The organism is Micromonospora sp. NBC_01739 (genome assembly GCF_035920385.1).
In the GTDB taxonomy this organism is placed as follows: domain Bacteria; phylum Actinomycetota; class Actinomycetes; order Mycobacteriales; family Micromonosporaceae; genus Micromonospora.
This window is the reverse complement of the sequence record NZ_CP109151.1, coordinates 2,822,642-2,836,070: the sequence shown is the minus strand read 5'-3', so window position 1 is coordinate 2,836,070 and position 13,429 is coordinate 2,822,642. Positions and strand designations below refer to the sequence as shown.

Sequence of the window (13,429 nt, the reverse complement as noted above, 5' to 3'; positions counted from 1 at the left end):
CCAGTCCAGCGGAAGGCCCTCATGAGCATTCCCGTGCACCCGGCCCCCCAGCCGGCCGGCACCGGCGAACCGGCCCAGGCGGCCGCGGACCGCGACGCCAGCGAGGCCCGCCGGGGCGCCCGCAGTGGCGCCGCCGGGCTGTTCGGTGCCGCCGTCAACGGGCTGATGGGCTTCGTGCTGGTGGTCGTCATCACCCGCGGCTACGGCACGGAGGGGTCCGGGGTCTTCTTCGCCGCGATCGGGGTGGTGACCGTGGCGGCCGCGTTGTGCGTGCTCGGCGCGGAGACCGGACTGATCTGGAGCCTGCCCCGGCGTCGGCTCGGTCCGCAGGGAGACGCCGCCCAGATGCTGCCGGTGGCGCTGATCCCGCCCCTGACGGCCGCCCTGGCGGTGGCCACCCTGGGGATCCTCGCCGCCGAGCCGCTGGCCCGCCGACTGCTGGACGGCGCGGGCGCCGAGGGCGGCGACCTGCTGCGGGTCAGTTTCGCCGCCGTACCGGTGGTCGTGGTGATGACCCTGCTGTTCGCGGTGCTGCGCAGCGTACGGCCGATGCGAGCGTACGTGGCGGTGCAGTCGGTGCTGCTGCCCACCGCCCGACCCCTGCTGATCGCTGCGGCCGTGCTGCTGGCCGGGGGTGGCCTGCTGGCCGGCCTGACCGGCTGGGCGGTGCCGGCGCTGATCGCCCTGCTGGTGACCTTCCTGCTGGTCGCCGGCCCGCTGGGACTGGGCCGGGGGGCCCGGCTGCGGGCCCGGCCCGAGGAGTGGGGCTCCTTCTGGCGGTTCGCCCTGCCCCGGGCCGCCTCGGCGGCGATCGACGCGGGCGCGGTCTGGGTCGGGGTGCTGCTGACCACCATGCTCGCCGGTGCGGCCGAGGCCGGCATCTTCGGCGCGGTCAGCCGCTACATCCTGGCCGGTCAACTCGCCATGCAGGGGCTGCGGGTGGCGGTGGCGCCACAACTGTCCCGGCTGTTCGGCCAGGACCGCCACGACGCGGCCGCCGCCCTGCACCGGCAGTTGACCACCTGGGCCCTGGTGCTGTCCTGGCCGGTGTACCTGCTGCTGGCGGTCTTCGGCGCGGGCTTCCTGGCCCTGTTCGGGTCCGGGTTCGCCGGTGGCGCCACCGCGATGACCGTGCTCGCGCTGGCCATGCTCGTCAACACCGGCGTGGGCAATGTGCAGAGCCTGTTGTTGATGAGCGGGCGTAGCGGGCTGCACCTGGTGGCCACCGTGGCCGGTCTGACGGTCACGGTCTCCCTGGGCCTGCTGCTGATCCCCGCCCACGGGGCCACCGGGGCGGCCTGGGCCTGGGCCGCCGGCATCGTCACGGAGAACCTGACGGCGGTGACCTTCGCCCGGCTGGTCGTCGGCCAGCCCCTGGCCGACCGGGGCATGGTGCGGGCCGCACTGATCACCGCCGGCGGGGTGGGCGCCGCCGCGACCCTGGGCGTGCTGGTCGGCGGCCGGGGCATCGCCGGCCTGGCGGTGGCCCTGGCGGTGCTGGCCGCCGGTTGCGTCGGCTTGCTGACGTTGCCTCGGGTGCGCGCCGGCATCCGGGCGACCATGGTGCAGATCCGTGGCGGGGCGCCCAGCGCCTCGGCGCGACCCTCGAAAGGCAGGTGACATCGTCGTGGCGTCCATCCGCGACCGGGTGAAGCAGTTGGTGCCCACCCAGGTGACGAGCCGGGTGCGGGAGGGCCTCGTCGACTACGGGGTACGCACCAGCGACCGTCGGCCGCTGCCGGATTTCCTCATCATCGGCACCAAGCGGGGCGGTACGACCTCGCTGTGGAACTACCTCATCCAGCATCCCCTGGTGCCGCGCCTCTTCCCGGCCTGGAACACCAAGTCCTCGCACTACTTCGAGGAGAACTGGGGCCGGGGCGAGGCCTGGTACCGGTCGCACTTTCCGACCCAGCGGCACCGGGAGGCGCTGGAGAGCCGCCACGGTGGTCCGGTGCGGGTGGGTGAGGCCGCCCCGCTGTACATGTTCCATCCGCTGGCCGCGCAGCGGGTGGCCGCGCTGATGCCCCAGGTGAAGCTGATCGTGTTGCTGCGCGATCCGGTGGAGCGGGCGTACTCGCACTGGAAGGAGCGGCGGACCAACGGGGTGGAGCCGTTGGACTTCGCCGCCGCCCTGGCCGCCGAAGAAGAGCGTACGGCGGGGGAGCGGGAGCGGCTGATCGCCGAGCCGGAGTACTTCAGTGAGCCCTACGACTGGTACACCTACCGGGCCCGGGGCCGCTACCTGGAGCACCTGGAGCCCTGGCTCACCCACTTCGACCGGGGACAACTGCTCTTCCTGCCCAGCGAGGACCTGTACCGCGACGCCCGGGCCACCTACCGGCGCACCCTGGACTTCCTCGGGCTGCCGGCGTACGACCTGCCCGACTTCAAGGTCTACAACGATCGGCGTTCGGCACCCCTGGAACCGGCGCTACGCGCCGAGCTGACGGAGTACTACCGCCCGTACAACGAGGCGTTGCGGCAGCGACTGGGGCTGCACCTGGACTGGCCGGACCAGGTCTCGTGAGGCCGATCGGTGCCGGGCACCGCCCCGGGGCCCTGCGGTGACCGCCGCGGCAGACCTGCGGAGCCGCGAGGACGGACTGGGGTGGGTCACCCGGGCCGTCTTCGGTGACGAGCGGATAGCCCTGGCGGTGGACGCCCCGGCTCCGGCCGGGCACACCGTGGTGGCCCGCTACGCGGTCGTCCCCTCGGTGGACCGGGCCCGGTTCCTGCTGCCGCTGGGCTCCTCCCGGGCCACGGCGGCGGCGCTGCTGGCGTACAACGCGTTGCGGCCGGCCAAGGTGCGGGCCGTGCGGGCGGCCCTGGGCATGGCGGCCCGCTCCGGGATGCTGGCCCGGGCGCCCTTTCCGGTGCTGACCGTCGCCGTGCCGGCCGCCCTGGACCCGGCTGAGGTGCTGCTCGCCGAGCGGCTGGCCGCCGAGTTGGGCGGCCCCCGGGCGTACGCGGCCTGCGGGGTGCGTCCCCCGGACCCCAACCACAAGCCGACCCTGCAACTGTTCGACCACGCCGGCACCCCGCGCGGCTACGCCAAGATCGGCTGGAACGAGGCCACCCGGGCCCTGGTCACCGCCGAGGCGGCGGCCTTGCGCGAGGTGGCCGAGGTGGCCGGCGTCGCCGGGCATCCGGGTACCCCCCGGCTGCTGGCCGAGACCAACTGGGCCGGACAGGCGGTAGCCCTGGTCGAGCCGCTGCCCGCCGGGGTACGCGGAATGCCGGTCGAGGCCGAACCGGAGCTGGCGGCCCTGCTGGCGGTGGCCCGCCGGGGCCGGACGCCGGCACCGGCCCGCCCCCTGGCCGGCTCCGCCTTCCTGGCCCGGTTGACCGCGCAGGCCCAGCGGGCGGCCGAGAAGGACCCGGCCACCGGGGGGCGGGCGGTGGCGGCCGTGGCCGACCTGGCCCGCCGGCACGGGGAGGTGGCCGTCGAGTTCGGCCACTGGCACGGCGACTGGGTGCCGTGGAATCTCGGTCGGCACGCCGGTGGGCTGGTCGCCTGGGACTGGGAGCACAGCGGGCCGGACGTACCGGTCGGGTTCGACCTGGCCCACGACGCCTTCCAGCGCTCCCTGGTGTTGCGGGGGGAACCGGCCGCGACCGCGGCCGAGCAGGTACGCCGATGGCTGGACCGGTACGGCGACCGGCTGGGTCTGGACCCGGCCCGCCGCGGTCTGGTCGCCGACGCCTACCTGGTGGAGATGTGGCTGCGTACCTGGCGTCTGGCCGACGCCGGGGCCGGCTGGAATCCGGCGTTGCATCCGGCGCTGCTGGACGTCGTCGAGAAACGACAGTGAGAGAGGAGTCGGGCCACCGCTGGGAGTGCGACCCGACCCGGTGCAGGCACAGCGGACTTGTGGGGAGTCGCGTGGACAACTTCGACAACGACCGGCAGCGGTCACAGTTGCTGCTGGTCGGGTCGAGCGGTGGGCATCTGGCCCAACTGCTCGCCCTGAAACCCTGGTACGAGACCTGGCAACGCTGCTGGGTGACCTTCGACACCCCGGAGGCGGTGTCCCTGCTGGCCGGGGAGGACCTGATCCCGGCCTACCATCCGACCACCCGCAACGTGCGCAACCTGCTGCGCAACACCCTGCTGGCGGCCCGGGTGCTGCGCCGACGGCGGATCGCCGCCGTGGTGACCACCGGGGCCGGGGTGGCCCTGCCCTTCGTCGTGCTGGCCCGGCTCCGCCGGATCCCGACGGTCTACATCGAGGTCTACGACCGGATCGACACCCCGACCCTGACCGCCCGGCTGTGTCGGCCCTTCCTGTCGAAGATGCTCGTGCAGTGGGAGGAGCAGCGCCGCCAGTACCCGGAGGCCACCGTCGTGGGGACCCTGCTGTGAGCGGCGAGGCGACCCACACGGAGGAGCAGTTCGGCGGGGACCGGGCCGAGGTGCACATCCCGGCCCCACGCGAGGGTGGCCGGGTCGGCCGGGCCCAGCTGCTGGTGGCGGTCGGCACCGACAAGCATCCCTTCGACCGGCTGGTCGGCTGGCTGCGGGAGTGGTACGCGGAGGTCGCCGACGAGGTGGTGCTGACCGTGCAGCACGGCCACACCCGGGTCGAGGGCCTGCCGGACGCGGTGCCCTTCCTGGGGCACGCCGAGTTGCAGACCGCGATGGCCGGGGCCGACCTGGTGGTCTGCCACGGCGGCCCGGCGACCATCCTGGAGGCCCGTCGGCACGGACACCTGCCGATCGTGGTGCCCCGGGACCCGAGCCTCGGTGAGCATGTCGACAACCACCAGCAGCTGTTCGCCCGCCGCCTCGGCGCGGCCGGCCTGGTGGCGCTCTGCGAGTCCCGGCAGGAACTGCTGGCGGCGCTGACCGCCGGGCTGGCCGACCCGGGCCGGTTCGCGGTGACGGTGGACGCCGAGGCGGCCGAGGCGCAACGCGCCGCGGTACGCCGGGTGGGCGTGATCGTCGAGGAGTTGGTGGCCGAGGCCGCGCAGCGGCGTCACCGGCCCCGATGGCGGCCGTGGCGCGGGCCCGGCCCGAACGGAAGGCACAAGCAATGACCGCGTACCCGAGCGTCACCGCCGTCGTCCCCACCCGGGACCGTCCCGAACTGCTCCGGGCGGCGGTACGGGCCATCGTCGGGCAGGACTATCCGGGGCAGGTCGAGACCGTCGTGGTGTACGACCAGTCCGAGCCGGACCCCGCCCTGGCCGAGTTGTCCGCCCCGGACCGGCCGGTCCGGGTGGTGACCAACACCCGCACCCCGGGACTGGCCGGGGCCCGTAACTCCGGCACCATGGCCGCCACCGGGGACCTGATCGCCTTCTGCGACGACGACGACGAGTGGCTGCCGGGCAAGCTGGCGGCCCAGGTCGAGGCCCTGAACGCGGTGCCCGGGGCGGAGTTCGTCAGCTGCGGCATCCGGGTCAGCTACGACGGGCACACCGTCGAGCGGGTATTGGAACGCGACTCGATCAGCCTGGCCGACCTGCTGCGGGACCGGATGACCGAACTGCACCCCTCGACCTTCCTGATCCGGGCGGCGGCCCTGCGCGACGGGTTCGGGCTGGTCGACGAGGAGATCCCGGGCAGCTACGCCGAGGACTACGAGTTCCTGCTGCGGGCCGCCCGCAGCGCCCCGCTGGTCAACCTGCGCACCCCGTACGTGCTGGTGCGCTGGCACAAGCGGTCGTACTTCGCCCAGCGCTGGGACACCATCTCCGAGGCGTTGCAGTGGCTGCTGGACCGCTATCCCGAGTTCGCCACCCAGCCGGCGGGACAGGCCCGGGTCACCGGGCAGATCGCCTTCGCCCGAGCCGCCTCCGGGGATCCTCGGGGGGCCCTGCGCTGGGCCCGGCAGACCATCCGCCGCAATCCGCGTGAGCCGCGGGCGTACCTGGCGCTGGCGGTGGCCGGCCGGGTGGTCCGGGCCGACGCCGTCCTGCGCACCCTGCACAAGCGCGGCCGAGGCATCTGACCATTCCACCTTCACCCCTACCGAAGGATCAGTCGATGGCACTTCACTCGCTCAGATTCCGTCTGGTCGACTCACCCAACTCCTACGGGGCACGACGACGTGCCCAACGGGCCGCCTGGTTGTCGCAGACCTTCCCCGACCTCGCCGAGATGAGCGTCCTGGACCTCGGCGGACGGGTGGAGAGCTGGACCAAGGTGCCGGTCCGCCCGGCCCGGGTCCATGTCGTCAACCTGGAGCCCCTGCCGGCGCAGTTGCCCGACTGGGCCGAGGCCGATCACGCCGATGCCTGCGAGCTGCCGAAGGAGATCCTCAGCCGCCGGTACGACCTGGTCTTCAGCAACAGTGTGCTGGAGCACGTCGGGGGCCACGAACGTCGTCGCCGAATGGCGGAGGCGATCCGGGAGATGGCCCCGGCCTACTGGGTGCAGACCCCCTACCGGTACTTTCCGGTGGAGCCGCACTGGGTGGCCCCCGGCATGCAGTTCCTGCCGGTACCGGCCCGGGCCCTCGTGGCCCGCAAATGGCCGCTGGCGTACACCCCCGGCAAGTCCTACGACGCGGCGATGCGGCAGGTGCTCACCACGGAGCTGATCGGCCGGGCGGAGATGCGGTACCTGTTCCCGGACGCCACCATCCGCGCCGAACGCCTCCTGGGCCTGACCAAGTCGATCATCGCGATCCGCAGGTAGCGCCCGCACTGGCGCCGCACGCGGGTGTGGCGCCGGTGCCGCCCCTGTGACCTCGGCGTACCCCCAGGTCCGGGACGGTGAGTCCGTAGGGCGGGACCGTGCGAGGCCGCGGACACCGGGCGTGACACACTCATGGCTGTGTTGCGCTGGCTTACCGCAGGGGAATCACACGGACCCGCCCTCGTCGCGTTGCTGGAGGGGGTGCCGGCCGGGATCGAGGTGACCACCACCGAGATCGCCGGGGAACTGGCCCGCCGCCGGCTCGGCTACGGCCGGGGGGCACGGATGGCCTTCGAGCAGGACGAGGTCGAGGTGATCGGCGGCCTGCGACACGGGGTGACCCTGGGCAGCCCGGTCGCCATCCGGGTCGGCAACTCCGAATGGCCCAAGTGGCGCACCGTGATGGCCGCCGACCCGGTCGATGCCGAGGAACTGGCCAGCCAGGCCCGCAACGCCCCGCTGACCCGACCCCGGCCGGGCCACGCCGACCTGGCCGGCATGCAGAAGTACGGCCACACGGACGCCCGGCCGATCCTGGAGCGGGCCAGCGCGCGGGAGACCGCCGCCCGGGTGGCCGTCGGCACGGTGGCCAAGGCGCTGCTGCGGCAGGCCCTCGACGTGGAGATCGTCTCGCACGTCGTGGAGCTGGGCCCGGTGAGCGTCAAGGCGGGGCTGCGCCCCCGACCGGAGGACGCCGAGCGCATCGACGCCGACCCCCTGCGCTGCCTCGATCCGGAGGCCAGCGCCCGGATGGTCGCCGAGGTCGACGCCGCCAAGAAGGCCGCGGACACCCTGGGTGGGGTGGTCGAGGTGCTGGCCTACGGTGTGCCGCCCGGCCTGGGCAGCCACGTGCAGTGGGACCGCAAGCTCGACGCCAGGCTGGCCACCGCCCTGATGTCGATCCAGGCGATCAAGGGTGTGGAGATCGGCGACGGCTGGCAGCAGGCCCGCTCACGCGGCTCCGAGGCCCACGACGAGATCATCAACACCGCCACCGGGGTACGCCGGGTCACTGACCGGGCCGGTGGCCTGGAGGGCGGTATCACCACCGGCGAGCCGTTGCGGGTCAAGGCCGCGATGAAGCCGATCTCCTCCCTGAACCGGGCCCTGGCCACGGTGGACATCACCACCGGTGAGCCGGCCACCGCGATCAACCAGCGTTCCGACGTCTGCGCGGTACCGGCCGCCGCCGTCGTCGCCGAGGCGATGGTGGCCCTGGTGCTGGCCGAGGCGGCGGTGGAGAAGTTCGGCGGTGACTCGATCGCCGAGATGCGCCGTAACCTGGCCGGCTACCTGGACGCGCTGGTGATCCGGTGACCGGTTCGACCCGTCCGGTCTGCGTGCTGGTCGGCGCCCCCGGCTCCGGCAAGACCACCGTCGGGCAGCTCCTCGCCGCCGAGTTGGGGGTGGAGTTCCGCGACACCGACACCGACATCGAACGCCAGGCCGGCAAGCCGATCCCGGAGATCTTCGTCGACGAGGGCGAGGAGCACTTCCGGGCCCTGGAACGGGCGGCCGTGGCCGCGGCCCTGGCCTCCTGCGCGGGGGTGCTGGCCCTCGGCGGAGGGGCGGTGCTGGACGAGCAGACCCGCGCCGCGCTGATCGGGCACCGGGTGGTGCACCTGTCGGTGGAGTTGACCGACGCGGTGAAGCGGGTGGGTCTGGGTGTCGGGCGTCCGTTGCTGGCGATCAACCCACGGGCCACCCTGAAGTACCTGCTGGAGCAGCGTCGCCCCCTCTACGCCGAGGTGGCGACCGAGACCGTGGTGACCGACGGTCGTACCCCCGCCGAGGTCGCCGCCGAGATCCTCCCCCTGCTCAAGTAGCCGCTGACGCGGCGGCCGGTGTCGGCACCCGGCGCGGCTGGGGGCGCCAACTGGCCAACAGGGCCAGGGCCAGCAGGATCTCGGCCAGGTCCCCGCCGTAGTACATCACCGCCGCACCGGCGCGTAGCTGATCGGGCGAAGCGGGTACATCGACCAGTAGTCCCGCGTACAACAGCTGGGCCAGGCTGGCGTGCGCGACGATCGCGGCGCCGAGCACCACCAGCCGCACCGGTACGCGGGCCCGGTGCCGGTAGGGCTCCGGACCGGCGATCGACCAGGTGAACAGCAACCCGCTGAGCAGGAAGTGCAGGTTGACCAGGTCGTGCAGCGCAGAGCTGCTGAAAGTGGCCCGGTACAGGGGAGTCAGGTACAGCAGCCACAGCCCACCGGCGGTGAGCAGCAGCCCGGTGACCGGGTGCAGAAGAGTCCGCGCCACCGGATGTCTCAGCGCCCGCAGCGCCGCCCGCCCGAACCGCCGGTCGACCGTACGCAACAGCAGGGTGCCGGGGGCGCCGAGCACCAGACCCAACGGGGCGAGCATGCCGAGCAGCAGGTGCTGCCACATGTGTGCGGCGAACCCGTTCGTCGGCAGCAGCAGGGCGGTGGCGAGCAGGGCGCACCCGGCGGCGAAGGCCGCCGTACGCCAGTGACTCCAACCGGCCCGGTCCGGTTCGCGCTGCCGCAACGCGGCAGCCAGATAACACCACCCCACCACCAGGGGTACGAGCAGCGCCGGGCCGACCGTCGTGGGGTGCTGGGCGGTGTGCGCCAGGCTCATCGGTGCCGACGTACGGTCGACGAATCCTCGTCGCAGAGGTCCACCGCGGTGGCCCGGCGCTGCACCAGCAGGCCGACCACGATCAGCACCACCCCCAGGGCGAGGAAACCCAGGTCCCACCACAGTCGATGCGACCCGGGGCGGACGTGGTGGATGGCCAGCAGGTGATGGTTGACGACGCCCTCGACCAGGTTGAACAGTCCCCACCCGAGCAGCGCCCAGCCCCACAACATCGGCGAGCGCCACAGCCGTCCTCGGGACCGGGTCACCCGGGCATAGAGCATCGCCAGGCCGGTCAGCACCGCCACCCAGGTGACCACGTGGAAGAGCCCGTCCCACAGGGTGTTCATCTGCAACCCGGCCACGGTGTCCACCGGGTACTCGCGGATCCCGATGTTGTCGGCACCGGTGTTGCTGAGCAGGTGATGCCACTGGAGCACCTGATGCAGCAGGATGCCGTCGACGAAGCCGCCGAGCCCGACGCCGAGGATGGCGGCCGGCAGCCGGATGTCGGCCCCGTCGATCGTTCGCTCGGTCATGGGCGTCTCCCTGGTGGTCTGCGATGCTGCTGCCCTGCCCCGAGCGGGCAGCGGTAAACCTGCGTTCCACACCTCGGGCACCCCCGGACGGATCCGGTCGAGGCGGTCATCGGTGGGCTAGGCTCCCGGCGATGGACAAGGTGACCCGGATCCCGGTCGGCGGCGAGCAGCCGTACGACGTGCTGGTCGGCCGTGGCCTGCTCGACACGCTGCCCGGTCTGCTGCCCGACGCCACCCGGGTGGCGGTGCTGCACGCCCCGCCACTGAAGGAGTTGGCCGATGCGATCTCCGACCGGCTGGGTGCCGCCGGCCTGACACCGCTGCCGATCGAGGTGCCCGACGCCGAGGCCGGCAAACATGTCGATGTCGCGGCGGCCTGCTGGGACCGGCTGGGTGCGGCCGGTTTCACCCGTACCGACGCGGTTGTCGGGGTGGGCGGCGGCGCGGTCACCGACCTGGCCGGCTTCGTGGCCGCCTGCTGGCTGCGCGGGGTGCGGTGGGTGCCGGTGGCCACCTCCCTGCTCGGCATGGTCGACGCGGCGGTGGGCGGCAAGACCGGCATCAACACCACGGCCGGCAAGAACCTGGTCGGCGCCTTCCACCCCCCGGTGGGGGTGTTGGCCGACCTCAGCACCCTGGACACCCTGCCACCGGCGGACCTGGCCGCCGGCCTGGCCGAGGTGGTCAAGTGCGGCTTCATCGCCGACCCGGCCATCCTGGACCTGGTCGAGCGGGACCCGGCCGGGGCGGTCGACCCCACCGGCCCGGCGACCCGGGAGCTGATTGAGCGGGCCATCCGGGTCAAGGCCGAGGTGGTCGGGGGAGACCTGCGCGAGTCCGGCGTACGCGAGGTGCTCAACTACGGGCACACCCTGGCCCACGCGATCGAGAAGGTCGAGGGGTACCGCTGGCGGCACGGTCACGCCGTCTCGGTCGGCCTGATCTACGCCGCCGAACTGGCCCGCCTCGCCGGCCGACTGGACCCGGACACCGCCGCCCGGCACCGCGCGGTGCTGACCGCGCTCGACCTGCCCACCCGGTACGCGGCCGAGGCCTGGCCCCGCCTGCTGGAGACCATGCGGGTCGACAAGAAGGCCCGCGGCAACCTGCTACGGTTCGTGGTGCTCGACGGCCTGGCCCGACCGGCGCTGCTGGAGGGGCCCGACGACGACCTGCTGCGAGCCGCCTACGCTGCGGTGTCGGCACCGGAAGGTGGCTCGGCATGAAGGTGTACGTGTTCAACGGACCCAACCTGGGCCGCCTGGGCACCCGCCAGGTAGAGGTCTACGGGGCGACCAGCTACGCCGACCTGGTGCAGCTCTGCGAGTCGACCGGGCGGAAGCTGGGCTTGGAGGTCGTCGTACGGCAGACCGACGCCGAGCATGAACTGCTCGGCTGGCTGCACGCGGCCGCGGACGAGGGTGCCGCCGTGGTGCTCAACCCGGCGGCCTGGTCGCACTACTCCATCGCGGTACGGGACGCCTGCGCCATGCTCCGGGGGCCGCTGGTGGAGGTGCACCTGTCCAACATCCACGCCCGGGAGCAGTTCCGGCACCACTCCGTCGTCTCGGCGGTGGCGACCGGGGTGATCTGCGGGCTCGGTGTGGACGGCTACCGCCTGGCCCTGCACCACCTGGCCTACCGCCGCGACCAGAACGGCTGAGGTCCTGCTGGTCATCCCGCTGGGTCGACGCGTCCCGCTCAGCCGCGGAGAGGCTGGACACCGCGACTACCCTCCGCTTTCGTCGCGCTGAGTGAGATCCTGGCCTCCCCTCCCGACTGCCCCCGCCTCCTTTGCTCTGCTTCAACGGACGCAACGGCCGCTGAGCAGCGCCATCGTGCCGTGGGTTGGCGGGGGTGGGACTGCGGGAGAGGGAGTGGTTACCGAGGGTGGTGGGTGGGACCTCGATGGGTCGAGGGGACGGCCGGTGGGTCCGCGCCCGGCTAGTAGACTTGCTAGGTCTGTCCGCCAAATGACGATCAAGGCAGGAAATGGCCACCACCAACGACCTGAAGAACGGCCTGGTACTCAACCTCGACGGGGAGCTCTGGGCCGTCGTCGAGTTCCAGCACGTCAAGCCCGGTAAGGGTGGTGCGTTCGTGCGTACCACGCTGAAGAACGTGCTCTCCGGCAAGGTCGTCGACAAGACCTTCAACGCGGGCACCAAGGTCGAGACCGCGACCGTGGACAAGCGCACCATGCAGTACCTCTACGCCGACGGCGAAGACTACGTCTTCATGGACATGGAGACCTTCGACCAGATCACCGTCCCGGGCGCCACGGTCGGCGATGCCGCCAACTACCTGCTGCCCGAGGCCGAGGCGACTGTGGCCACCCACGAGGGGGTGCCGCTCTACGTCGAGCTGCCGACCTCCGTGGTGCTGGAGATCACCTACACCGAGCCGGGCCTTCAGGGCGACCGGTCCACCGGTGGCAACAAGCCGGCGACGGTGGAGACCGGCGCGACCGTACAGGTGCCGCTCTTCATCACCACCGGCGAGAAGATCAAGGTCGACACTCGCGACGGCCGTTACCTCGGCCGCGCCTGATGGCCGAGGGTCCGAAGCAGCAGATGCCGGCGCGCCGCAAGGCGCGCAAGCGGGCGCTGGACGTGCTCTTCGAGGCCGACCTGCGTGATCGTCCGCCGGTCGAGGTGCTGGCCGGCTACATCGAGCGGATCGAGAAGCCGCGCCCGGACCATCTGGGGTACGCGGTCGGCCTGGTCGAGGGGGTGGCCGGTCACCTGGGCCGGATCGACGAGTTGATCGCCAGCTACGCCGAGGGCTGGACCCTGGACCGGATGCCGGTGGTGGACCGCAACCTGGCCCGCATCGCGGTCTACGAGCTGCTCTACATCGACGAGATCGACGACGCGGTGGCGATCAGTGAGGCCGTGGAGTTGGCCCGGCAGATGTCCACGGACGACTCTCCCCGGTTCCTCAACGGCCTGCTCGGCCGCATCGCCGAGTACGCCACCCGCTGACCCCTCCTCGCACCGAGGAGGGCTCCGCAACGAAGAAAGGCCCGCGCCATCCGGCGCGGGCCTTTCGTGCTGTGGGGGGTCAGGAGGCGAAGAACGCCCGGGGGTCGGCGACCAGCACGCCGTGCTCGGTCAGCCGCTCGATCAGGCCGGAGGGGGAGGCGTCGTAGACGATCGCGAGGGCGCGCAGGTCGTCGGCGCGGATGGACAGCACCCGGCCGTTGTAGTCACCGCGCTGCTGCTGGATGGCCCGGGCGTACCGCGCCACGTAGGCGAGTTCCTCGCTGGCCTCGTCGTAGAGCCGCTCCAGGTCCAGAACGATCTTGCTGGTGGGCTCGTGCCGCACCCCACTGCCGTCCGGCAGCAGCTCCGAGACCGGGACGCGGTAGAACTCGGCCAACTCGGCCAAGCGGGACACCGTGACGGCCCGGTCGCCGCGCTCGTACGAGCCGACCACAACCGCCTTCCAACGCCCGTTCGACTTCTCCTCCACGCCCTGCAGGGACAGACCCTGCTGCTGGCGGATGGAGCGCAGGCGGGCGCCCAGAGACTTGGCGTATTCAGAGGGCATTCGGACACTCCCAGTGCTGCTCGGGGTTCTCCCAGCGATCGCTACGGAGCGTGACGGTACGGGGATTCGTAAACGTGGTCAAGTGGTG

The 13,429-nt window shown here is 72.4% G+C and carries 16 protein-coding genes; 13 read left to right on the top strand and 3 right to left on the bottom strand.

The window, feature by feature from the left end; all coding sequences use genetic code 11:
* The first annotated feature begins 21 nt into the window (after positions 1 to 21).
* From OIE53_RS12460 to OIE53_RS12420, 9 genes are all read left to right on the top strand, one after another.
* Positions 22 to 1,620, top strand: coding sequence for a lipopolysaccharide biosynthesis protein (locus OIE53_RS12460; RefSeq protein WP_327026762.1), 1,599 nt, complete (start codon positions 22 to 24; stop codon positions 1,618 to 1,620).
* Between the two features lie 7 nt (positions 1,621 to 1,627).
* Entirely contained in the window at positions 1,628 to 2,530 is a 903-nt protein-coding gene (locus OIE53_RS12455) for a sulfotransferase domain-containing protein (RefSeq protein ID WP_327026761.1), read from the top strand.
* A 37-nt stretch (positions 2,531 to 2,567) separates the two neighbouring features.
* Complete coding sequence (locus tag OIE53_RS12450; RefSeq protein ID WP_327026760.1) at positions 2,568 to 3,815, top strand: hypothetical protein; 1,248 nt, start codon at positions 2,568 to 2,570, stop codon at positions 3,813 to 3,815.
* 71 nt (positions 3,816 to 3,886) lie between these two features.
* On the top strand, positions 3,887 to 4,366 hold the full coding sequence (locus OIE53_RS12445; RefSeq protein WP_327026759.1) for a UDP-N-acetylglucosamine--LPS N-acetylglucosamine transferase: 480 nt from the start codon (positions 3,887 to 3,889) through the stop codon (positions 4,364 to 4,366).
* Positions 4,363 to 5,040, top strand: coding sequence for a glycosyltransferase (locus OIE53_RS12440; protein ID WP_393339930.1), 678 nt, complete (start codon positions 4,363 to 4,365; stop codon positions 5,038 to 5,040). The genes OIE53_RS12445 and OIE53_RS12440 overlap by 4 nt, the downstream gene beginning before the upstream one ends.
* Positions 5,037 to 5,957: a glycosyltransferase family 2 protein gene (locus OIE53_RS12435; RefSeq protein WP_327026758.1), complete on the top strand. Its 921-nt coding sequence runs from the start codon at positions 5,037 to 5,039 to the stop codon at positions 5,955 to 5,957. Before OIE53_RS12440 ends, OIE53_RS12435 begins: the two co-directional genes overlap by 4 nt.
* A 35-nt stretch (positions 5,958 to 5,992) precedes the next feature.
* Positions 5,993 to 6,646, top strand: a complete 654-nt coding sequence (locus tag OIE53_RS12430) for a class I SAM-dependent methyltransferase (RefSeq protein ID WP_327026757.1) — start codon at positions 5,993 to 5,995, stop codon at positions 6,644 to 6,646.
* 138 nt (positions 6,647 to 6,784) lie between these two features.
* On the top strand, positions 6,785 to 7,963 hold the full coding sequence (gene aroC, locus OIE53_RS12425; RefSeq protein ID WP_327026756.1) for a chorismate synthase: 1,179 nt from the start codon (positions 6,785 to 6,787) through the stop codon (positions 7,961 to 7,963).
* Positions 7,960 to 8,472, top strand: coding sequence for a shikimate kinase (locus OIE53_RS12420; protein WP_327026755.1), 513 nt, complete (start codon positions 7,960 to 7,962; stop codon positions 8,470 to 8,472). Before aroC ends, OIE53_RS12420 begins: the two co-directional genes overlap by 4 nt.
* Here OIE53_RS12420 and OIE53_RS12415 read toward each other — a convergent pair.
* Positions 8,465 to 9,250, bottom strand: a complete 786-nt coding sequence (locus tag OIE53_RS12415) for a cytochrome c oxidase assembly protein (protein WP_327026754.1) — start codon at positions 9,248 to 9,250, stop codon at positions 8,465 to 8,467. The genes OIE53_RS12420 and OIE53_RS12415 overlap by 8 nt on opposite strands.
* Entirely contained in the window at positions 9,247 to 9,789 is a 543-nt protein-coding gene (locus OIE53_RS12410) for a DUF2243 domain-containing protein (RefSeq protein WP_327026753.1), read from the bottom strand. Before OIE53_RS12410 ends, OIE53_RS12415 begins: the two co-directional genes overlap by 4 nt.
* 131 nt (positions 9,790 to 9,920) lie before the next feature.
* On the opposite strand from OIE53_RS12410, the gene aroB reads away from it, so the two are divergent.
* The 4 genes from aroB (at position 9,921) to nusB (ending at position 12,773) form a co-directional block, all read left to right on the top strand.
* Positions 9,921 to 11,015: a 3-dehydroquinate synthase gene (gene aroB / locus OIE53_RS12405; protein WP_327026752.1), complete on the top strand. Its 1,095-nt coding sequence runs from the start codon at positions 9,921 to 9,923 to the stop codon at positions 11,013 to 11,015.
* Positions 11,012 to 11,452 carry a type II 3-dehydroquinate dehydratase gene (gene aroQ / locus OIE53_RS12400; protein ID WP_327026751.1) on the top strand — a complete coding sequence of 147 codons (441 nt, stop codon included), beginning with the start codon at positions 11,012 to 11,014 and terminating at the stop codon, positions 11,450 to 11,452. The genes aroB and aroQ overlap by 4 nt, the downstream gene beginning before the upstream one ends.
* 329 nt (positions 11,453 to 11,781) lie before the next feature.
* On the top strand, positions 11,782 to 12,339 hold the full coding sequence (gene efp, locus OIE53_RS12395) for an elongation factor P (protein ID WP_327026750.1): 558 nt from the start codon (positions 11,782 to 11,784) through the stop codon (positions 12,337 to 12,339).
* 23 nt (positions 12,340 to 12,362) lie between these two features.
* A complete protein-coding gene (nusB, locus tag OIE53_RS12390) occupies positions 12,363 to 12,773 on the top strand; it encodes a transcription antitermination factor NusB (protein WP_327027166.1) in 411 nt (136 codons plus the stop codon).
* 79 nt (positions 12,774 to 12,852) lie between these two features.
* Here nusB and bldD read toward each other — a convergent pair whose 3' ends face one another.
* Entirely contained in the window at positions 12,853 to 13,341 is a 489-nt protein-coding gene (gene bldD / locus OIE53_RS12385; protein ID WP_117229180.1) for a transcriptional regulator BldD, read from the bottom strand.
* Positions 13,342 to 13,429 lie beyond the last annotated feature (88 nt).